Genomic DNA, 20,952 nt, shown 5'->3' on the forward strand with positions numbered 1-20,952 from the left:
GATGCCGGCCGGCTTGTATGTCAACAAGCGTGGCAACATGCGCGGCAACCGGCGGGGCGGATGTTAGAATCCGAGCATGATCGTCAAGCCACATCCGACCGCCCAAGCGGTCGCGTTCCCCGACCGCCTCGCCACCCCGGCCGTGCTCCGCGCGGCCCGCTTCCTGCCGGCGCAGGTGCGGCTCGCCGTGCTTGCCACTGGCCTGGCGGCGTTGTTCCTGCCAACGCTTGGCCAGGCGCAGGCGGCCCCTGGTGCCGCGCAAGCCCCTACAGTGGCACCCGCGGCGCCCGCGGCGCAAACGCCGCCCCGGGATTTCGCCGCGGAACGCAAGGCCATCAGCGACTCGCGTGCCTGGACCACTTATCGCTATGGCACGGCGGAGCACGATTGCTACAACAAGTTCTTTGTCACGCATTGCATCGACAAGGCCAAGGACGCGCAGCGTGCCGAGTTGCAGGTGCTGCGCAAGCGGGAGCTTGAGGTCGGTGACGCGGAGCGCGCATTCAAGGCGGCCGAGCGTGACCGGCAACAGGCGATCCAGCGAGCCCAGTACGAAGCGGAGCAGCCCAGCCGCGACGCCAACGAGCGCACCAGCCGCGAAAGCTACGAGCGCAAGCAGCAGGAGCAGAAACTGCGCGATGCGCAGCACGAGGCCGATGCGCCGCAGCGCGCCGCCAATGCGCAGGCCCATGACAAGAAGCAAGCCGACTTCGACGCCCGCATCAAGGCCGCGCAGGAGCAGGGCGCGCAGCAGGCCAAGCAGCGGCAGGAAAATGTAAAGGCCTACGAGCAAAAGCAGCGCGATGCCGCGCAACGGCAGAAAGACGTCGATGAGCGTCGTGCCAAGGCCAAGGAGCAGCAGGGGCCGGCGTCCGCGCCGCGTCCCTTCGGTTTCTGAGCGGCGAGACGCCGCGCCCACAGCCGGGGGCAATACCGGCGACAATAGCCGGTGCCAGACGTCGGCGCGATGCACCTGGCCGCGCCCACGTCACTTGCCGTACCGGCCCGCCGGCGCCCAGCGCCGGCCTTGAGCGGGAGAGCTGATGGACCGCAACCTGAATACCTTATCGCGGCAGATCATGGAGCTGCAGATCGAGCATCGCGATCTCGATTACCTGATCGACCGCATGGCGGCTGATGCCTCGCATGACGAGCTGCAACTGCGCCGACTGAAAAAGCGCCGTCTCAAGCTCAAGGATGCGATTACCTTGCTCCAGCTTCAGCTCGAGCCGGACGTGCCCGCCTGATTCCCCTTGTCCCGGGCCGCTCTTGAAGCGGCTCGCCAAAAAGCCTCGCCTTGCCTGACTCCGAAGACCTGCCCGCCGCCACCGTAACGTCAGATCCGTCTGATCAGTCCGCTACGCCTGATACGCCTGACGCGCCCGAGACGCCGGCGGCCAGCGCCGCCGGGCCGTCCGGCACGGCGGCTTCGCACGCCGCCCAACTGGCCACCATCTTTGCCGAGACCGGGACCCTGGCCACCGGCATCGAGGGCTATCGCCCACGCGCGGCGCAGGAGCAAATGGCCGCAGCCGTGGCCGGGGCGATCGAGCGCGCGGATACGGTCATCGTCGAAGCCGGCACGGGCACGGGCAAGACCTTCGCCTACCTGGTTCCGGCCATGCTGTGGGGCGGCAAGGTGATCCTCTCTACCGGCACCAAGAACCTGCAGGACCAGCTCTTCCTGCGTGATATCCCCACGGTGCGCAAAGCGCTCAATGTGCCGGTATCGGTGGCGTTGCTCAAGGGGCGGGCCAACTATCTCTGCCACTACCACCTGGAGCGGGCCGAGATCCAGGGCCGCCTGGCTTCGCGCCAGGATGCCGCCTGGCTGCGCGAGATCGCCCGCTTTGCCAAGGTCACGTCGTCAGGCGACAAGGGCGAGCTGGCCTCGGTGCCGGAAAACGCGCCGGTCTGGCAGCTGGTCACCTCGACCCGCGACAACTGCCTCGGCACGGAGTGCCCGAGCTACAAAGAGTGCTTTGTGATGCGCGCCCGCAAGGAAGCACAGCAGGCGGACATCGTGGTGGTCAACCACCATCTGTTCTTTGCCGACGTGGTGCTGCGCGACACCGGCATGGCCGAGCTGCTGCCGGCTGCCAATACGGTGATCTTCGACGAAGCGCACCAGCTCCCCGATACGGCCACGCTGTTTTTCGGCGAGAGCCTGTCCACCAGCCAGTTGCTGGAGCTCGCGCGGGACACCGTGGCCGAAGGCCTCTCGCATGCGCGGGACGCCGCCGACTGGGTGCGGATCGCGGCACCCCTTGAGCGCGCCGCGCGGGACCTGCGCCTGGCCTTCACCCGGGACAATTCCCGCCTGGCGGTGAGCCAGATCGAGGCGGATCCCCGCATCGGCAAGCCGTTCTTCGAGACGCTGGATGCGCTCGAAACCGCCCTGTCGGAGTTCGTGACCCTGCTGGAAAGCCAGGCCGAACGCGCCGAGTCGCTGGAGCAGTGCCATCGCCGCGCGGTGGAGCTCGACCAGCGGCTGGCCGCCTGGCGCAACGATTCCAAGGGGGCGCCGCCGCCTGCCGCCGTAGAGGGCGATGAAAAAGCCCCGGCCAGCGCGGCATTCGGACCGGAAACCGTGCGCTGGGTCGAGGTGTTCTCCCAGACCGTGCAGTTGCACCGCACGCCCTTGTCGATCGCGCCGATCTTCACGCGCCAGCGCGAAGGGCACCCGCGCGCCTGGATCTTCACCTCGGCCACGCTATCCGTGAAGGGCAATTTCACGCACTATGCGGCCCAGCTCGGCCTGGACAAGGATAAGTCGCTAACGTTGCCCAGCCCGTTCGACTACGCCACCCAGGGCTTGCTCTACGTGCCGCGCGACCTGCCGGCGCCGCAGTCGCCGCAGTTCACCGACGCCGTGGTGCAGACCGCGCTGCCGCTGATCGAGGCCGCCGGCGGCCGCGCTTTCCTGCTGTGCACCACGCTGCGGGCAGTGCAGCGCGCCTCCGACCTGCTTTACGAGGCCTTCGCGGAACGCGGCCTGGAGTTGCCCTTGCTGGTCCAGGGCCAGGCCAGCCGTACCGAATTGCTGGATCGTTTCCGCGAACTCGGCAATGCGGTGCTGGTGGGCAGCCAGAGCTTCTGGGAAGGCGTCGACGTGCGCGGCGAGGCGCTCTCGCTGGTCATCATCGACAAACTGCCGTTTGCCCCGCCAGACGACCCCGTGCTGGCGGCGCGCATGGAAGTCCTGCAGAAGAAGGGCCTGAGCCCGTTCGCCGTGCATCAGTTGCCGCACGCCGTGATCACGCTCAAGCAGGGTGCGGGGCGGCTGATCCGCTCGGAATCCGACCGTGGCGTGCTGGTGATCTGCGATACCAGGCTGGTGGAGAAGCCCTACGGCCGCCAGATCTGGCAAAGCCTGCCGCCCTTCAAGCGCACGCGCGAGGCCGAGACGGTGGTCCGCTTCCTGGAGTCGCTGCGCGATGGCGAAGGCGCGCCGGCCGCTGACGACGCCGGAGGCGAGGCCACGCTTGATTGACCGCCTTGCGCGGCGGCAAGCAACAAACAAAAAACCCGATCTTGCGATCGGGTTTTTTGTTGCCGGGACGCTGGCGCGACCGGCGTACTCAAGTGCATGTGCTGGCGTTCAGAACTTCAGAACACTTCCCACCAGGACTTGTCCTTGCGGCGTTCCCCGTACTTGATGTAATCGCTGTTGGGGAAGTTCTTTTCCATCACGCGGGCGGTATCGTCGCGCAAGTCCTTCATGCCCAGCGAATCGTACGAGCGGATCATGATGTACAGCGCTTCCTCGTTGGCCGGAGCGCCGTCATAGTCCTTGAGCGCCTGCTGGGCCCGGTTGGCGGCGGCCAGGTAGGCGCCACGCCGGTAGTAGTAGCGCGCCGCATGGACCTCGTGCTGGGCCAGCGAGTTCACGATGTATTGCATGCGCGCGGCGGCATCCGTCGTGTACTTGCTGTCCGGGAAGCGCGTGACCAGCGTGTTGAAGGCGTCATAAGCGGCGCGCGCGGCCTTGGGGTCACGCTCGCTCAGGTCCTGGCCGGAAAAACGGCCAAGCCAGCCCAAATTGTCATTGAAGTTGATCAGGCCCTTCAGGTAATAGGCATAATCCACGTTCGGGTGATTCGGATGCAACTGGATGAAGCGGTCGACCGACGCAAGCGCGGCGGCGTTTTCGCCGTCCTTGTAGTTGGCGTAGGCGGTATCGATCTGTGCCTGCTGGGCGAAACGGCCGAAGGGATAACGTCCCTCCAGCTTCTCGTACAGCTTCACAGCCCGGGTAAAGTCGCCGGAATCTAGTGCGTCCTTGGCTTCCGAATATAATTTGTTAGCCGACCAGCCGGCAGTTTCGTCTGGTTGATCCGACAGCAGGCCGCACGCCGATAGCATGACGCAGCCGCCTGCGAGCAGAATCGCTCCAATTCTTGCGCGCCAGCTGGCGCGCTTCATGCTCATCAATTGCATGGGCAACGTATCCCGGATGAAAAATAGCATCAAGCATTATAGCCCAAGCCCCTTGCCGGAAACCGCCGCCAAGGGCATCGAGCAGCAAGCTGCCGATTCAACCGACATCCTGAGCGAGGTGGAGGACCTGGAAGACCTGACCGATGTGGCCGCGCTAGGCGGCCTGGAGGCGGGAGCGGAGGCATCCCCAATCGAATTGGAGATGCAGCCGGTTGAGATTGAAGTCGATGGCGCATCACATGGCGAGCGCCTCGATAAGTTGTTGGCACGCCACCTCAGCGGCTTCTCGCGCAGCCGCCTGCAGCAATGGATCGAGAACGGGGCGGTGCTGGTCGACGGCGAGGTGCGCCGCTCCAAGTCCTCCGTGCAGATGGGCGAGCGCGTCGTGGTCCGTCCGCAGGCGGCGGCCGAATCGCGCGCCTTCGTGGCCGAAGACGTGCCGCTCAATGTCGTGTACGAGGACGCCACGCTGCTGGTCATCGACAAGCCCGCCGGCCTGGTGGTGCATCCTGCCGCCGGCAACTGGGGCGGCACGGTGCTCAACGGCCTGCTGCACCGCTACCCGGAGGCCGCAAGCCTGCCGCGCGCGGGCATCGTCCACCGGCTTGACAAGGAAACGTCCGGGCTGATGGTGGTGGCCCGCACGCTGACCGCGCAGACCGACCTGGTGCGCCAGCTGCAGGCGCGTACCGTCAAGCGCAGCTACCTGGCGCTGGTGTGGGGCGAGACGCCCGAGTCCGGCACCATCGATGCGCCGATCGGCCGCGATCCGCGCGAACGGATCCGCATGGCGATCGTGCTCACCAACAGTGGCAAGCCCTCGCGCACCCACTTCCGCACGCTGGGCACGGTGCCGCTCGGGCGCGGCCATGTCTCGATGGTGATGTGCCAGCTCGAAACCGGCCGCACCCACCAGATTCGCGTCCACTTCGAATCGATCGGCCATCCGATGGTGGGCGACCCGGTCTATCATCGCGCCGCCACCCAGCGCGGCCAGCGTCCGGCGATCAAGGCACCGCTGCCGGTGCCGCTGGCGCGCCAGGCGCTCCACGCCTTCCGGCTTGGGCTGGTGCACCCGGCCACGGGCAAGACCGTATCGTGGGAGGCGCAGCCGCCCGATGACTTGCAGGCGCCGATCGAAGCGCTCGATTTCGACCGTGCCGGTGACGAAGACGAGGACGACGGCTGGACGGAAGGCGAGGACGGTGCATGGGAATACGGCGATGACGACTGAGGCGCCTTGGCTGGTCCCCGACTGGCCGGCTCCGGCGCGGGTGCGCGCGGTGTCCACCACCCGCCAGGGCGGCGTCAGCGAGGGTCCCTATGGCCTCGCTGACGGCAGCCCGGGCGGGCTGAACCTGGGCACCCATGTGGGCGACGATGCCGCCGCCGTCGCGGCCAACCGGTCACGGCTGGCCGCGCGGCTGCCGGCCGTGCCGGGCTGGCTGGAGCAGGTGCACGGCTGCGCGATTGCCACCGAGGACCAGTTTGCCGCCGGTGGCGTGGTCCCGCAGGCGGACGCCAGCATTGCCACGACCGCTGGCCGGGTTTGCGCGGTGATGACCGCCGACTGCCTGCCCGTGCTGCTGTGCGACCGTGCCGGCACGGTGGTTGGCGCCGCGCACGCCGGCTGGCGCGGGCTGTGTGGCGGCGTGATCGAGGCAACCCTGGCGCGCATGGGCGAGCAGGCAGGCGGGCAGGCCCAGTGGCTGGCCTGGCTCGGCCCGGCCATCGGCCCGGATGCCTTCGAGGTTGGCGCCGAGGTCAGGCAGGCCTTCCTGGCCCAGGCGCGGGCCGAAGAAACGGCGCAGGTGGATCTCGCATTCCGCGCCGGCGCAGCGGGCAAGTACTTCGCCGATATCTACGCGCTGGCCCGCATCCGCCTGGCCCGCGCCGGCTGTACCGCGGTCTACGGCGGTGACGCGTGCACCGTCAGCGACGCGCAGCGTTTCTACTCCTATCGACGCGACGGCGTCACGGGGCGCATGGCCAGCCTGGTCTGGCTGGCCGCCTGAGCCCTGTCCCGGCATCAGTCCCGGGCAGGCGGCTTTTCTGGTTCCACCGATCCCACGGATTCTGAAGGCGCTACGGGGCCGGAGTGCGCTTGCGCGCCCTCCGCCTGCCTCGCTTCTTCGGCCTTGCGCCGGCGCATGCGCCCGGGTGTGCCCATGATGTACACCAGGATCGCCACCGGGAACAGGCCGTAAAAGACGAACGTGGCCAGGCCCGCGACCACGGTATGCTCGGTAATGGCCATCATCAGGACCACATACAGCCAACCGATTGCAACGATGTACATCAGAATTTCATCCTTCTCGTGCATGCTTGCTCCCACGCCAGAGTGGCGCCAAAGGGAGGCTCGCAGGTTCGCGCTGAGCGCATTTTGCGGTTAGCGCCGGTCCGCGCATCTTTCCGCATTGACAGGCATAACATTGCAAGGCAACAATGGCCTCGAATGCACTGCAAGGCAGTGTGCTGGCAGGCATTCGCAGGCTTCGTCGCGATGATCCGATCTGATCCGGTTCCGCGGCGCGGCGTGCCCGGCAAGCATACCGCATGACGTCACCAGCCGAGGATGTCAGCGCGGGCCGGTTCCGAGGCTGGCGGCGGGGGAGAGCCCCGCGGTGGTGGTACGCCGCCCAGCCAGCTTTCAAATAAGTGACGGCAGAGAGACGAAACATCATGGCAACCGGCAAAGGTGCGGCAGCTTCCACCAAGGAAGACAAGTCCCAACCGTTTTCATTTGCTTCGGGGCCATTTGATCCAGCGACATGGCTGGAATGGTCCCGTCAGGCACAGGCTAACGGTGCGACGACCCAGCAGGGCATGCCTGGCATGCCCGTTATCCCCGGTTTCGAGGCGTTGAAGGGTTCCGCCATGGCGGGCGTGAAGATCGCGCCCGATCAACTGGCCGACATCCAGCAACGCTACATGAAGGACTTCACCGCGCTCTGGCGAAGCATGGCGGAGGGCGGCGCCAATCCCGCCACGGCCCTGGCCGATCGCCGCTTTTCCGGCGATGCCTGGCGCAGCAGCGCGGCGTTCCACTACGCGGCCGCTTTCTACCTGATCAATGCGCGCGCCATGAATGAGCTGGCCGACGCGGTCGAGGCCGATGCCAAGACCCGCCAGCGCATCCGCTTTGCGATCTCGCAGTGGGTCGACGCCATGTCGCCGGCCAATTTCCTCGTCACCAATCCGGAGGCGCAGAAAAAGCTGATCGAGTCGGGCGGCGAATCGCTGCGGATTGGCGTGCGTAATATGCTGGAAGACCTCGGCCGCGGCAAGATCTCGCAGACCGACGAATCCGCCTTCGAAGTCGGCCGCAACGTGGCCGTGACAGAAGGCGCGGTGGTCTACGAGAACGCCTACTTCCAGTTGCTGCAGTACAAGCCGGTCACCGACAAGGTGTTTGCGCGCCCGCTGCTGCTGGTGCCGCCCTGCATCAACAAGTACTACATCCTCGACCTGCAGCCGCAGACCTCGCTGGTGAGCTACATGGTGGAGCAGGGCCATACTGTCTACATGCTCTCCTGGCGCAATCCCGATGCCTCGATGGCCGAACTCAGCTGGGATGACTACATCGAGCATGCGGCCATCCGCGCCATCGAAGTCACGCGCGAGATCAGTGGCCAGGACCAGATCAATGTGCTGGGCTTCTGCGTGGGCGGCACCATCGTTTCCACCGCGCTGGCGGTGCTGGCCAAGCGCGGCGAGCGCCCCGTGGCCAGCCTGACGCTGCTGACCACGCTACTCGATTTTGCCGATACCGGCGTGCTGGATCTGTTCGTCGACGAAGCCCACGTCAAGCTCCGCGAAGCCACCCTGGGTGGCGCGGCAGGCACGCCTTGCGCACTGCTGCGCGGCGTGGAACTGGCCAACACGTTCTCCTTTCTGCGCCCCAACGACCTGGTCTGGAACTATGTCGTCGACAACTACCTGAAGGGCAATACGCCGGTGCCGTTCGACCTGCTGTTCTGGAACGGCGACGCCACCAACCTGCCGGGGCCCTGGTACTGCTGGTACCTGCGCCATACCTACCTGCAGAACGAGCTCAAGGAGCCGGGCAAGCTGACCGTGTGCAACGCGCCGGTGGACCTGGGCAGCATCGATGTGCCGACCTATGTCTACGGCTCGCGTGAAGACCACATCGTGCCCTGGATGTCGGCCTACGCTTCGACCGGGCTGCTCAAGAACAAGCTGCGTTTCGTGCTGGGCGCGTCGGGCCATATCGCCGGCGTGATCAACCCGCCGGCCAAGAAAAAGCGTAGCCACTGGACCAACGACAAGCTGCCGGCTTCGGCGCAGGAGTGGTTCGACGGCGCCACCGAGCATGCCGGCAGCTGGTGGCCGGACTGGGCGGACTGGCTGGCCAAGCACGCAGGCGCGCGCAAGGCGGCCCCCGCCGAGTACGGCAACAAGGACTACAGCGCCATCGAGCCGGCACCGGGCCGCTACGTCAAGGCGAAGGCATAGAAATTGTCCGGAATTGTCCGGGCCGGCGCCTTGCGGGGCAGCCGGCCTCTTTCACCCCTGATTTGCATCCAACTGGAGAGGACCTCCCAATGACTGACATCGTCATCGTATCCGCTGCCCGTACCGCGGTGGGCAAGTTCGGCGGCTCGCTCGCCAAGATTCCCGCGCCCGAGCTGGGCGCCATCGTCATCAAGGCTGCCCTTGAGCGTGCCGGCGTCAAGCCCGAGCAGGTCAGCGAAGTGATCATGGGCCAGGTGCTGACGGCCGGCTCCGGCCAGAACCCGGCGCGCCAGGCAGCGCTGAAGGCTGGCCTGCCCGCGATGGTGCCGGCCATGACCATCAACAAGGTCTGCGGCTCGGGCCTGAAGGCCGTGATGCTGGCCGCCAACGCGATTGCCGCGGGCGACGCCGAGATCGTGGTGGCGGGCGGCCAGGAAAACATGAGCGCCGCTCCGCACGTGCTGCCGGGTTCGCGCGACGGCTTCCGCATGGGCGACGCCAAGCTGGTCGACAGCATGATCGTGGACGGGCTGTGGGACGTCTACAACCAGTACCACATGGGCGTCACCGCCGAGAACGTCGCCAAGGAATACGGCATCACGCGCGAAGCCCAGGACGAGTTCGCAGCCGGTTCGCAGAACAAGGCGGAAGCCGCGCAGAAGGCCGGCAAGTTCGACGAGGAAATCGTGCCGGTGCCGATTCCCCAGCGCAAGGGCGACCCGGTGATGTTCGCCACCGACGAGTTCGTGCGTCACGGCGTCACGCAAGACGCGCTGGCTGGCCTCAAGCCCGCTTTCGACAAGGCCGGTACCGTGACCGCCGCCAATGCCTCGGGCCTGAACGACGGCGCCGCCGCGGTGGTGGTCATGTCGGCAGCCAAGGCCAAGGAACTCGGCCTGACCCCGCTGGCCACGATCCGCGCCTATGGCACCGCCGGTGTCGACCCCAAGGTGATGGGCATGGGCCCGGTGCCCGCGTCCAAGCGCTGCCTGTCGCGCGCCGGCTGGAGCGTGGAAGAGCTCGACCTGATGGAAATCAACGAAGCCTTCGCCGCCCAGGCCCTGGCCGTGCACAAGCAGATGGGCTGGGATACGTCCAAGGTCAACGTCAACGGCGGCGCCATTGCCATTGGCCACCCGATCGGTGCGTCGGGCTGCCGCGTGCTGGTCACGCTGCTGCACGAAATGAAGCGCCGCGACGCCCGCAAGGGCCTGGCCTCGCTGTGCATCGGCGGCGGCATGGGCGTGGCGCTGGCCGTGGAACGCAAGTGACATTTTGCCGGGCTTGCCGCAACGAACAAGCGGGCAAGCTGGTCTGAGGGGTGTGCCGGCGGTGGGGAGGGCTTCCCGCCGCCGGCGTCAATAAAAACTAGCCATCAAGGAGTAGATATGACTCAGCGCATTGCATACGTAACCGGTGGCATGGGTGGCATTGGAACGGCCATCTGCCAGCGTCTGGCCAAGGATGGCTACAAGGTCGTGGCCGGTTGCGGCCCCAACTCGCCGCGCCGTGAAAAATGGCTCGAGCAGCAGAAGGCCCTGGGCTTCGATTTCGTCGCCTCGGAAGGCAATGTTGCCGACTGGGATTCGACCAAGGCTGCGTTCGACAAGGTCAAGGCCGAAGTGGGCGAGGTCGACATCCTGATCAACAACGCCGGCATCACGCGCGACGTGGTGTTCCGCAAGATGACGCGCGCCGACTGGGATGCCGTGATCGACACCAACCTGACCTCGCTGTTCAACGTGACCAAGCAGGTCATCGACGGCATGGCGGATCGTGGCTTCGGCCGCATCGTCAACATTTCGTCGGTCAACGGGCAGAAAGGCCAGTTCGGCCAGACCAACTACTCCACCGCCAAGGCTGGCCTGCACGGCTTCACCATGGCCCTGGCACAGGAAGTGGCGACCAAGGGCGTGACCGTGAACACGGTATCGCCGGGCTATATCGCCACCGATATGGTCAAGTCGATCCGCCAGGACGTGCTGGACAAGATCGTCGGCACGATTCCGGTCAAGCGCCTGGGCGCGCCGGAAGAAATCGCCTCGATCTGTGCGTGGCTGGCATCCGAAGAGTCGGGCTTCTCGACGGGGGCGGATTTCTCGCTGAACGGCGGCTTGCACATGGGGTGATGGACGACGAGCCATCCCCGGTTTCCCAGGGTGGCTTTTTGTCTTGGGAAGGTCCTCTGCGGAGGGCCTTTTTTATTATTGCGGCCGCTCGGGAAGCCTGCTACCCCGCAACAATATTGCATCGCACACCCCGCACCGCACCAACGCGCCGGCCTCGGGCCGCAATCCTGTCCCCAAACTCCCGCAATCCATTGCCCCGTGCGGGTTTTCCTTAACGGGTCCGGCTTTCAATAGTGCCTAGTTGGGCATAGAATCAGGGCAGCGGCTAGCCCGCACCAAAATAGATCATGCGTTGCAGGTCAACACGTTGTATCCCCCGCTGGCGGTCTTCGTATTTGCGCACCGCACAGCATGCGGTGCAGCAGCATGCAACAGCGACGATAAAAGGATAGAGCACGATGGCTACCACCAAGAAAGGCGCAGAGCGACTGATCAAGAAGTATCCAAACCGCCGGCTCTACGACACGCAGACCAGCACCTACATCACGCTAGCCGACGTCAAGCAGCTCGTGATGGATACCGAAGACTTCAAGGTGATCGACGCCAAGTCCGGCGACGAGCTCACGCGCAGCATCCTCCTGCAGATCATTCTCGAAGAAGAGACGGGCGGCGTGCCGATGTTCTCCAGCTCCATGCTGTCGCAGATCATCCGCTACTACGGCCATGCGATGCAGGGCATGATGGGCACCTACCTGGAGAAGAACATCCAGGCCTTCATCGACATCCAGAGCAAGCTGGCCGAGAACTCCAAGGGCCTGTACTCCGGCGAGCCCTTCAGCCCCGACATGTGGTCCCAGTTCATGAACATGCAGGGCCCGATGATGCAGGGGATGATGAGCAACTACATCGAGCAGAGCAAGAACCTGTTCGTGCAGATGCAGGAACAGATGCAAAGCCAGGCCAAGAACATGTTTGGCACGTTCCCGTTCAATCAGCCGGACAAGAAGTAAGGCCGGCGCACGCCGCCATGGCATGGCGGCGCGGTATCGCATGGCAGGGCGACAGCGCTGCTGTTCGGTTGCCCGGGCCTGCCCAGGATGAGCCCAGGAGTCGGGCGTCCCCCCTCCTCTGGCGTACAGCCACTAGCCCCCCGACACCGCGTATTCCACCATTAGAATTCCATGGGTCCCGCTTTGCTCAAAGCGGGCTTCGTGCCACTTGATTGGCTGGTTCGACTCGGTTTTGGTATGGTCCCATTTTGGGACTATAATCGGCCCATGCGAATCATTGCGAAACGAAATCTGCTGATGTTCTGCGAGAAGCACCCGGGAGCAAAGCAGCCGCTGCTGGCGTGGCATGAGGAAGCCATCCAGGCGCGATGGTCGACCCCGCAGGACATCAAGGACCGCTACGCGTCGGCCAGTTTCGTCGGTAGCAATCGTGTGGTGTTTAACATCGGCGGCAATAAGTACCGCTTGATCGACGCAGTTGCATACCGCGTGGGCGTTGTGTATGTGAAGTTCGTCGGGACACACGCCGAGTATGACCGGGCCGATGCGGCAACCGTGGAACTGGAGTAACGCATGGACATTCGACCTCTGCACACTGAAGATGACTATCAGGCGGCGCTGGCCGACGTGTCGGCGCTCGTGGATATCGATCCGGCTCCCGGCACCCCGGAAGGGGATCGCCTGGAGATCATGGCAACCCTGATCGAGCGCTATGAGGCGGATCATTTTCCGCTTGAGCACCCGGACGCAATCGAGGCAATTCGCTTCAGGATGGAACAAGGTGGCCTGACTGCGCGCGATATGCAGCCATATTTCGGAAACCTGAATCGGGTGTATGAGGTGCTCAACCGCAAGCGAGGCCTCAGCCTTGCGATGATCCGGCGCCTCAATCAGGAATTGAAGATCCCGGCAGACGTCTTGATCGGCTGACCTGCCTCGCCCGGTCGATCGGTTAAAATCCCCGCATCCGAGGGTAGCATCATCACGCTGTCTACCCCTCTCAAATGTGGCGATTCATACAGCGGACTCGCCTAGTACAGCGCGAATCCCAATGCCCTCCGCAATCCAAGATACAGGCCACGCGCTTCCCGCCGAGGCTAAGCCCGTCCAAGCGGTCGGTTTCGGGTTCTTTCCCGCCCGTCGCCAGGAAAAGCGCTCGCCAGTAGCGCCCGCTCCCGCATGAGCCGGCTGTTCCTTGCTCCCATGGAGGGGCTTGCCGACTACGTGTTGCGCGACGTGCTGACCGCCACGGGCGCGTACGACGGGTGCGTGTCCGAGTTCGTCAGGGTGACGGGCTCCCTGCTGCCCGAGCGCGTCTACGAGAGAGACACGCCCGAGATCCTCGATGGAGGCCATACCCCCAGCGGCACGCCGATGGTGATCCAGTTGCTGGGGAGCGATCCTGAATGGCTGGCGGTGAATGCCGCCCAGGCATCCCGGCTATCGCCGCATGGCGTGGACCTGAATTTCGGCTGCCCGGCCAAAGTCGTCAACCGGCACGGCGGCGGGGCCATGCTGCTGGCGGATCCCGAACTGCTGAACCGGATCGTTGCCTCCGTTCGCGCCGCGGTGCCTGCCAGCATCGCCGTGACCGCAAAGATGCGGCTTGGCGTGTCAGATACGGCGTTGGCGATTGACTGCGCCACGGCCCTGACCGAAGGGGGCGCGGCGTCCCTGGTCGTGCATGCCAGGACCAGGGATCATGGCTACCGGCCGCCGGCCCACTGGGAGTGGATCGCGCGCATCGACGCTGCCGTGGACGTGCCCGTCATTGCCAACGGCGAAGTCTGGACGGTGGCCGACTGGGAGCGCTGCCGGGCTGTCAGCGGCTGCGCCGACGTGATGATCGGGCGGGGCGCCGTGTCGGATCCGTTCCTGGCCTTGCGGATACGCGGACTGATGGACAGATCGCCGTCCAGCGAGGAATGGCCGTCGGTGCTCCGTCATATCGCCGACTACCTGAAGAAATTGCAGGCCCAGGTCGAATGCCTTCATGAGCACGGACGCGTCAAACTGTGGCTCAGCTATCTGAAGCGGACCTGGCCGCAGGCCGCCGAGCTGCATGCAGCCATCCGGCGCCTGCAAGGGGCGCTGGAGGTTCAGGCGGTGATCGAGAGCGCCCTGGAGGGTATGCCGGGGACATCATCCTCGTTGCGATAGGTTTACAACGGCATGTCGGGGATCAGGCGCCGAGAAACTCCGGCAAGCGGTTAAAATGCGCGATTGGCCTTGTACCGCCAGGCGGCCATGCCCCGCCTCGCCCGCCCCACATTTGGAAGTAACCGTGAAAAACCCTTCAGAATCAACGACTAAGAAAGACCATATTCCAAATGTGGGATTCGTGAGCCTTGGATGCCCAAAGGCACTTGTGGATTCCGAGCAGATCATTACCCAGTTGCGCGCCGAGGGCTATGCCATCAGCGGCACCTATGACGGCGCCGACCTGGTGGTCGTCAATACCTGCGGCTTTATCGACGAAGCGGTGCAGGAAAGCCTGGATGCCATTGGCGAGGCGCTGGCCGAGAACGGCAAGGTGATCGTCACCGGCTGCCTGGGTGCGAAGAAGAACGCGGCTGGCGAGGACATCATCACGTCGGTGCACCCGAAGGTGCTGGCCGTGACCGGCCCGCACGCGCTGGGCGAGGTGATGCAGGCCGTGCACACGCACCTGCCCAAGCCGCATGATCCGTTCATGGACCTGGTGCCGGCCGCCGGCATCAAGCTCACGCCAAAGCATTACGCTTACCTGAAGATCTCCGAGGGCTGCAACCATCGCTGCTCGTTCTGCATCATCCCGTCGATGCGCGGCGACCTGGTCTCGCGCCCGGTGGCGGAAGTCATGCAGGAAGCCGAGAACCTGTTCAAGTCGGGCGTCAAGGAACTGCTGGTGATCTCGCAGGACACCAGCGCCTACGGCGTGGACGTGAAGTACCGCACCGGCTTCTGGGACGGCCGTCCGCTCAAGACGCGCATGACCGAGCTGGTCGGCGCGCTGGGCGAGCTCGCTTCCAAGTACGGCGCGTGGGTGCGCCTGCACTACGTGTACCCGTATCCGCACGTCGACGAGATCATTCCGCTGATGTCGCAAGGCCACGTGCTGCCTTACCTGGACGTGCCGCTGCAGCACGCCCACCCGGACGTGCTCAAGCGCATGAAGCGCCCGGCCAACGCCGAGAAGACCATGGACCGCATCCGGGCCTGGCGCAAGATCTGCCCCGAGCTGACCATCCGCAGCACCTTTATCGCGGGCTTCCCCGGCGAGACCGAGGAAGAATTCCAGACGCTGCTGGATTTCATCGCCGAGGCAGAACTGGACCGCGTGGGCTGCTTCGCCTATTCGCCGGTGGACGGCGCCACGGCCAACGACCTGCCGGGCGCCTTGCCCGACGAGGTCCGTGAAGAGCGCCGCGCGCGCTTCATGGAAGTGGCCGAGGAAGTCTCCGCCCGGCGCCTGCAGCGCAAGGTCGGCCAGACCCTGCGCGTGCTGGTCGACGAGATCAACCAGGACGGCGGCATCGGCCGCTCGTCGGCCGATGCGCCGGAAATCGACGGCCTGGTCTATATCGACCCGCCGGCCCAGGGCGCGCCGCGCTACAAGGTCGGGGAATTCGTCTCGGTGAAAATCACCGGCGCCGATGGCCACGACCTGTGGGGCGAAGTCTGAGGCGGCTGGCAACCGCGGGTCCGGATAGGTAAAAGTACGATCGTTCGTTTTGGCGTGCGCGCCGCTATACTGTGCGCTGCAACATCAGCCCAGGAGACACAAAATGACACGTGAAGTGGTGGTGGTGAGCGGCGTGCGGACCGCGATCGGTACCTTTGGCGGCAGCCTGAAGGATCTTTCCCCGACCCAGATGGGCGCCATGGTCGTGCGCGAGGCACTGGCCCGCGCGCAGGTCAGTGGCGACGACGTCGGCCATGTGGTGTTTGGCAACGTCATCCAGACCGAGCCCCGGGACATGTACCTGGGCCGGGTGGCGGCAGTGGAGGGCGGCGTCACGATCGACGCGCCGGCGCTGACCGTCAACCGCTTGTGCGGCTCGGGCCTGCAGGCCATCGTCAGCGCCGCGCAGACCATCCTGCTGGGCGATGCCGATGTGGCCATCGGCGGCGGCGCGGAGAGCATGAGCCGCGCACCGTACCTGGCGCAGTCGGCCCGCTGGGGCGCGCGCATGGGCGACGCCAAGATGCTCGACATGATGCTGGGCGCGCTCCACGACCCGTTCCATGGCATCCACATGGGCGTCACCGCCGAGAATGTGGCCAAGGAATACGACATCTCCCGCGGCCAGCAGGACGAAGCCGCGCTGGAGTCGCACCGCCGCGCCTCGGCGGCCATCCGCGCCGGCCACTTCAAGGACCAGATCCTGCCGGTCACGCTCAAGGGCCGCAAGGGCGACGTTACCTTCGACACCGATGAGCACGTGCGCCACGACGCGGTCCTGGAAGACATGACCAAGCTCAAGCCGGTCTTCGTCAAGGAGAACGGCACGGTGACCGCGGGCAATGCCTCGGGCCTGAACGATGCCGCCGCCGCGGTGGTGCTGATGGAGCGTGCCGAGGCCGAGAAGCGCGGCCTCAAGCCGCTGGCGCGCCTGGTCTCCTACGCGCATGCCGGCGTCGATCCCAAGACCATGGGCATCGGCCCCGTGCCGGCCACCAGGAAGGCGCTGGAGCGCGCTGGCCTGACCGTGGCCGACCTCGACGTGATCGAAGCCAATGAAGCCTTTGCCGCGCAAGCCTGCGCGGTCACCAAGGCGCTCGGGCTGGATCCGGCCAAGGTCAATCCGAACGGCTCGGGCATCTCCCTGGGCCACCCGATCGGCGCCACCGGCGCGCTGATCACCGTCAAGGCCCTGTACGAGCTGCAACGCGTGCAAGGCCGCTATGCGCTGGTGACCATGTGTATCGGCGGTGGCCAGGGCATCGCGGCGATTTTCGAACGACTCTGAACCTGAGGCTGTCTTGCGGCGCGTAGCGACTCTGTTCTTGTCTTTGCCCATGTCCTTGTCACTTCCCGTTTCCCTGTCACTGGCAGCCGGGCTGGCTGCGGCAACGCTGGCCGGCGCCGCGCTGGCCGCCGGCGGTACCGAGCTGTCCACAGGCACGCCCGGCGCCGCCAATGCCGCCGGCGATGCCAGCCAGGTGCAGGGTTTCGGGATCAACCAGGCCATCCGCGAGGGCGAGTCGCGGCGCGGCGCGCAGCTTTCCACCGGGCCCGCGCCCAAGGCGCTCGCGCCGCGGCCCGAGTACCAGTCGTTGCCGGTCTACGTGGGCACGCTCGGTGACCAGCCGGTGCGCCTGCGCCTGGGCCCCAAGCCCGACGAGCGCGACAGCGTGCATGGCGAGTACAGCGTTGGCCGCGCCGGCGGCGTGCGCCTGCTGGCCGGCGAGTTCGACAACGGCGCCTTCCTGATGGAGGAGTCCAATGACGGCACGCACGTCACGGGCAACTGGGAAGGCACCATCGACGGCACCGGCATCGTGCACGGCAACTGGACCGACCCGGTCAACCCGGCAATCGTGCTCCCCTTCATGATCCGGCCGCTGGGCGTGCTGGTGATCCCTCCGTTCGACATGACCCCCAGCAGCGGCATCACCTACGCGCCGCTTGCGCCGAAGTCCTCGATTTCCGGGCGCTAGCGTCAAGTCGTGGCCGGCCGGGCCAGGTAGGCCAACGCGCACCCGAATGCTGGTAAGCTCGAACGTTCATCGAGTTATCGCCAGACGAGGAATCGCCGTGTCCGACCACCAGCCGCCCGAGCAGCCCGCTTCCCAACCCGCCTACCTGGCGACCGTGGCCGTCCAGCCAGAGCTGGACATCGCGCCGGGCTTCGCCTCGTTTTCCCAAGCAACACATCGTGGCTCCACCGTGGTGTTCCGCAACCTGGCGGAGTTGCGCGCGCATGGCGACGGCGCCACCACCTACTGGCGCTATGGCCTGCATGCCACGCCCACCAGCGAGGCGCTGTGCCAGCATCTCACGCTGATCGAAGGCGCGCGCCATACGCTGCTGCTGCCGTCGGGCCTGGCTGCGATCTCCCAGGTGTACTTCGCCCTGGTCAAGTCGGGCGACGACGTGCTGGTCCCAGATAACGTCTACGGCCCCAACCGCGAGCACGGCGAATGGCTGGCACGGGACTTCGGCGTCTCGGTCCGTTATTACGATCCCATGATCGGCGCCGGCATTGCCGGGCTGATCCGCCCCAACACCCGCCTGATCTGGATGGAGTCGCCGGGCTCGGTGACGATGGAAATCCCCGACACGCAGGCCATCGTGGCCGCGGCAAAGGCGCGTGGCGTGCTCACCGCCATTGATAACACCTGGTCCGCCGGCGTCTATTTCCGGCCGTTCGACAAGGGCATCGACATCTCGGTGCAGGCGCTTACCAAATACCAGTCGGGCGGCAGCGATGTGCTGATGGGCGCCGTGCTGACCACCGACGACAAACTCCACGACCGCATCAAGCGCGCCCGCATGCTGATGGGCTGGGGCGTGTCGGCCGACGATTGCTACCTGGTGCTGCGCTCGCTGCCGAGCATGCCCGTGAGGCTGGCGGCGCACGACCGCGCCGCGCGCGAAGTCGCCGAGTGGCTGACCCAGCGCCCGGAAGTGGTCAAGGTCTTGCATCCGGCGTTGCCGGACTGCCCCGGCCATGACTTCTGGCGGCGCGATTTCAGCGGCGCCACTGGCTTGTTCTCGATTGTGCTGCATGCGCGCTACACGCGTGCCCAGGTCGATGCCTTTGTCGAGGCCTTGCGCCTGTTCGCGATCGGCTGGTCCTGGGGCGGCGCGCATAGCCTGGCGGTGCCGTACCACGTCCAGACCATGCGGCCCCAGGGCAGCTGGCCGCCCGTAGGCTGGGAGAATGCCGGCGAGCTGGTGCGCCTTTATATCGGGCTGGAAGACACCCGTGACCTGATCGCCGACCTGCGCGGCGCGATGGAAGCGCAACTGACGGCTTGAAAGGAAAAGGGCCGCGCCGGATAGAGTCCGGCGCGGCCCGTTGGGGCGCTTTGCGGCTATTTGCTCGCGCTGTTTCCAGCCGCCAGGCGCTTAATGCGGGAACAGTTGCAGCAAACCGTCCAGCCCAACGTGGTTGAACGCCACGCTGGCTTGCGCGCGCACCACCGGCTTGGCCCGGAACGCCACCGACAGGCCGGCCACGGCCATCATCTTGAGGTCGTTGGAGCCATCGCCCATGACGATGGCCTGGGACGGGTCCGCGCCGATCTGCGCGCACACTTCCTGCACCGTGCGGGCCTTGACATCGGCATTGACGATCTCGCCCAGCACCTGGCCGGTGAGCTTGCCGTCGATGATCTCCAGCGTGTTCGCGCGGGTGACATCGAGCTTCAGCCGAGGCTTGAGCTTCTCGGTGAAATGCACGAAACCGCCCGAAACCAGCAGTGTGCGCATGCCCAGGGCCTGCACGGTCTGCAGCATCTTCTCCGCGCCGGGCGACAGGCGCAGGCGCTCTTCGTAGACGCGGTCCAGCACGCTGGCGTCCAGCCCCTTGAGCAGGGCCACGCGGCGGCGCAGGCTTTCATTGAAATCGGTGATCTCGCCGCGCATGGCGGCCTCGGTGATGGCCGAGACTTCCGCCTTGAGGCCGCAGAAGTCGGCGATCTCGTCGATGCACTCAATGGTGATCAGCGTCGAATCCATATCCATCGCCACCAGCTTGAAGTCCGACAGCTTGCGGCCCGCTGGCACGATGGCCCAGTCGATGGCGCGCGGGCCGCAGAAGGCATCCAGCGATTCGCGCAGGGCGGGCGTCAGTGGTGTGCTGTCGCTGGCTGTTGCCACGGTTTCGGCACGCAGCGCGAGGGAGGGCGCGTGGGCAAGTGTGCGGATAGCGTCGATATCGGCGGAGGCGAGCGGGGTGAGGCTTTGAAGGATCAGGGGCATGGCGGGTGCGTTGCGAGGCGAGGGCGCGGCGGCGGGTGCGTTGAATGCGAAGACGGTGCCGCGCCAGGCGGCGAAGGACAGTATTGTAACTGTCCCAGTCCCTGCGCCGGGCCTCATAACGGGCAGCGCTTGTCGACGCGAGACACATGACGCCGCGCGGCATGGGTGACTGCCGGCAAATTCAAGGTCGGCTGGCCCATTGGCCGCACGCAGTACTGCGCGGCACACATTGTGCGTTTGCTTCAAGCGGACTAGACTAACAAAACTTAGTTTAACTGGAATGCTATGCAAACCGTCAACATCCATGAGGCGAAGACACATCTTTCGCGGCTCGTCGAGCAGGCGGCCAAGGGGGAACCGTTCGTGATCGCCAAGGCCGGCAAGCCACTTGTGAAGGTGGTACCGCTGAACATGCCAGAGGCCGGCCAGGTGAAACGGCTGGGTTTCATGGCCGGCCAAATCGCTGTGCCGGACGATTTTGACCGGATGGGCGCTACCGAGATCGAACAGCTTTTTGGCGGCGACGCATGAAGTTGCTACTGGACACGCACCTATTGCTGTGGGCGTCCGGCGCGCCGGAGCGCTTATCCGGTACCGCGCGCGCCCTGCTTGAAGCTGCCGACAATGAGCTGTTCTTCAGTGCCGCCAGCCTATGGGAGATCGCCATCAAGCGCGGGCTGGGCCGCGCGGATTTTCAGGCGGACGCGCGGCTATTGCGGCGCGGGCTGTTGGACAACGGCTACAGCGAACTTCCCGTCGCCAGCGAGCACGCTGTGGCGATCGATGGCTTGCCGCCGATCCACAAAGACCCGTTTGACCGCATTCTGGTTGCCCAGGCGACAATCGAAGGCATCACGCTGCTGACCGCGGATGCGCTGGTGGGCCAGTACCCTGGGCCGGTGCGTCTGGTCTGAGAAGAGGCTGCCGCGCGCTCTCCTGCAACCCCTGCCCGTATGGGAAGAGGAGTTGGCGCAACCAGAGGATTATCCGAATCCGGCGTTGCGGCACAACATCGAGAGCGATGGGATTCGCTTGTGTTGACACC

The 20,952-nt window shown here is 65.6% G+C and carries 21 protein-coding genes; 18 read left to right on the plus strand and 3 right to left on the minus strand.

The window, feature by feature from the left end; genetic code table 11:
- Positions 1-76 precede the first annotated feature (76 nt).
- The 3 genes from ACGLHR_RS13530 to ACGLHR_RS13540 all read left to right on the plus strand — a co-directional run bounded on the left by ACGLHR_RS13530 (position 77) and on the right by ACGLHR_RS13540 (position 3,493).
- A complete protein-coding gene (locus ACGLHR_RS13530) occupies positions 77-898 on the plus strand; it encodes a hypothetical protein (RefSeq protein ID WP_400094415.1) in 822 nt (273 codons plus the stop codon).
- A 145-nt stretch (positions 899-1,043) separates the two neighbouring features.
- The gene (locus tag ACGLHR_RS13535; RefSeq protein ID WP_267606279.1) at positions 1,044-1,247 is read left to right on the plus strand and encodes a DUF465 domain-containing protein; all 204 of its coding nucleotides are present in this window, start codon (positions 1,044-1,046) and stop codon (positions 1,245-1,247) included.
- Positions 1,248-1,297: 50 nt separating this feature from the next.
- A complete protein-coding gene (locus ACGLHR_RS13540; RefSeq protein WP_400094417.1) occupies positions 1,298-3,493 on the plus strand; it encodes an ATP-dependent DNA helicase in 2,196 nt (731 codons plus the stop codon).
- Positions 3,494-3,609: 116 nt separating this feature from the next.
- On the opposite strand, the gene ACGLHR_RS13545 is transcribed toward ACGLHR_RS13540, so the two are convergent.
- Positions 3,610-4,440 (minus strand): outer membrane protein assembly factor BamD, encoded by an 831-nt coding sequence (locus ACGLHR_RS13545; protein WP_318232621.1) that lies wholly within the window; start codon positions 4,438-4,440, stop codon positions 3,610-3,612.
- A 16-nt stretch (positions 4,441-4,456) separates the two neighbouring features.
- Between ACGLHR_RS13545 and ACGLHR_RS13550 the strand changes: the two genes are divergently transcribed.
- Both ACGLHR_RS13550 and pgeF read left to right on the plus strand, forming a co-directional pair.
- A complete protein-coding gene (locus ACGLHR_RS13550) occupies positions 4,457-5,674 on the plus strand; it encodes an RluA family pseudouridine synthase (protein ID WP_400094419.1) in 1,218 nt (405 codons plus the stop codon).
- Positions 5,664-6,455 carry a peptidoglycan editing factor PgeF gene (gene pgeF / locus ACGLHR_RS13555; RefSeq protein ID WP_400094420.1) on the plus strand — a complete coding sequence of 264 codons (792 nt, stop codon included), beginning with the start codon at positions 5,664-5,666 and terminating at the stop codon, positions 6,453-6,455. Before ACGLHR_RS13550 ends, pgeF begins: the two co-directional genes overlap by 11 nt.
- Positions 6,456-6,469: 14 nt before the next feature.
- Here pgeF and ACGLHR_RS13560 read toward each other — a convergent pair whose 3' ends face one another.
- Positions 6,470-6,739, minus strand: a complete 270-nt coding sequence (locus ACGLHR_RS13560) for a hypothetical protein (protein WP_400094421.1) — start codon at positions 6,737-6,739, stop codon at positions 6,470-6,472.
- A gap of 383 nt (positions 6,740-7,122) precedes the next feature.
- Here ACGLHR_RS13560 and phaC point away from each other — a divergent pair, with 383 nt between their 5' ends.
- The 11 genes from phaC (at position 7,123) to ACGLHR_RS13615 (ending at position 18,962) form a co-directional block, all read left to right on the plus strand.
- Positions 7,123-8,916, plus strand: a complete 1,794-nt coding sequence (phaC, locus tag ACGLHR_RS13565) for a class I poly(R)-hydroxyalkanoic acid synthase (protein WP_318232617.1) — start codon at positions 7,123-7,125, stop codon at positions 8,914-8,916.
- Positions 8,917-9,005: 89 nt separating this feature from the next.
- Positions 9,006-10,187 (plus strand): acetyl-CoA C-acetyltransferase, encoded by a 1,182-nt coding sequence (locus ACGLHR_RS13570; RefSeq protein ID WP_400094423.1) that lies wholly within the window; start codon positions 9,006-9,008, stop codon positions 10,185-10,187.
- A 117-nt stretch (positions 10,188-10,304) separates the two neighbouring features.
- A complete protein-coding gene (locus ACGLHR_RS13575; RefSeq protein WP_043345337.1) occupies positions 10,305-11,045 on the plus strand; it encodes a 3-ketoacyl-ACP reductase in 741 nt (246 codons plus the stop codon).
- Between the two features lie 398 nt (positions 11,046-11,443).
- Complete coding sequence (gene phaR / locus ACGLHR_RS13580) at positions 11,444-11,995, plus strand: polyhydroxyalkanoate synthesis repressor PhaR (RefSeq protein ID WP_006155938.1); 552 nt, start codon at positions 11,444-11,446, stop codon at positions 11,993-11,995.
- 267 nt (positions 11,996-12,262) lie between these two features.
- Entirely contained in the window at positions 12,263-12,565 is a 303-nt protein-coding gene (locus ACGLHR_RS13585) for a type II toxin-antitoxin system HigB family toxin (RefSeq protein ID WP_400094461.1), read from the plus strand.
- Positions 12,566-12,568: 3 nt separating this feature from the next.
- The gene (locus tag ACGLHR_RS13590; RefSeq protein ID WP_267606285.1) at positions 12,569-12,925 is read left to right on the plus strand and encodes a type II toxin-antitoxin system HigA family antitoxin; all 357 of its coding nucleotides are present in this window, start codon (positions 12,569-12,571) and stop codon (positions 12,923-12,925) included.
- 249 nt (positions 12,926-13,174) lie between these two features.
- A complete protein-coding gene (locus ACGLHR_RS13595; RefSeq protein ID WP_400094426.1) occupies positions 13,175-14,155 on the plus strand; it encodes a tRNA dihydrouridine synthase in 981 nt (326 codons plus the stop codon).
- Positions 14,156-14,279: 124 nt separating this feature from the next.
- Positions 14,280-15,659 (plus strand): 30S ribosomal protein S12 methylthiotransferase RimO, encoded by a 1,380-nt coding sequence (rimO, locus tag ACGLHR_RS13600; protein ID WP_400094428.1) that lies wholly within the window; start codon positions 14,280-14,282, stop codon positions 15,657-15,659.
- A gap of 103 nt (positions 15,660-15,762) precedes the next feature.
- A complete protein-coding gene (gene bktB, locus ACGLHR_RS13605) occupies positions 15,763-16,947 on the plus strand; it encodes a beta-ketothiolase BktB (RefSeq protein WP_400094430.1) in 1,185 nt (394 codons plus the stop codon).
- Positions 16,948-16,996: 49 nt separating this feature from the next.
- Positions 16,997-17,638 (plus strand): hypothetical protein, encoded by a 642-nt coding sequence (locus ACGLHR_RS13610; RefSeq protein ID WP_400094431.1) that lies wholly within the window; start codon positions 16,997-16,999, stop codon positions 17,636-17,638.
- 97 nt (positions 17,639-17,735) lie between these two features.
- Positions 17,736-18,962: a cystathionine beta-lyase gene (locus tag ACGLHR_RS13615; protein WP_400094432.1), complete on the plus strand. Its 1,227-nt coding sequence runs from the start codon at positions 17,736-17,738 to the stop codon at positions 18,960-18,962.
- 90 nt (positions 18,963-19,052) lie between these two features.
- Here ACGLHR_RS13615 and serB read toward each other — a convergent pair whose 3' ends face one another.
- Positions 19,053-19,907: a phosphoserine phosphatase SerB gene (gene serB / locus ACGLHR_RS13620; protein WP_400094434.1), complete on the minus strand. Its 855-nt coding sequence runs from the start codon at positions 19,905-19,907 to the stop codon at positions 19,053-19,055.
- 285 nt (positions 19,908-20,192) lie between these two features.
- Here serB and ACGLHR_RS13625 point away from each other — a divergent pair, with 285 nt between their 5' ends.
- Entirely contained in the window at positions 20,193-20,438 is a 246-nt protein-coding gene (locus ACGLHR_RS13625; RefSeq protein ID WP_318238374.1) for a type II toxin-antitoxin system prevent-host-death family antitoxin, read from the plus strand.
- On the plus strand, positions 20,435-20,821 hold the full coding sequence (locus ACGLHR_RS13630) for a type II toxin-antitoxin system VapC family toxin (RefSeq protein WP_400094435.1): 387 nt from the start codon (positions 20,435-20,437) through the stop codon (positions 20,819-20,821). Before ACGLHR_RS13625 ends, ACGLHR_RS13630 begins: the two co-directional genes overlap by 4 nt.
- The last annotated feature ends 131 nt before the right edge of the window (positions 20,822-20,952 follow it).

It is taken from the genome of Cupriavidus sp. CuC1 (assembly GCF_044627735.1).
Lineage (GTDB): Bacteria > Pseudomonadota > Gammaproteobacteria > Burkholderiales > Burkholderiaceae > Cupriavidus > Cupriavidus ulmosensis.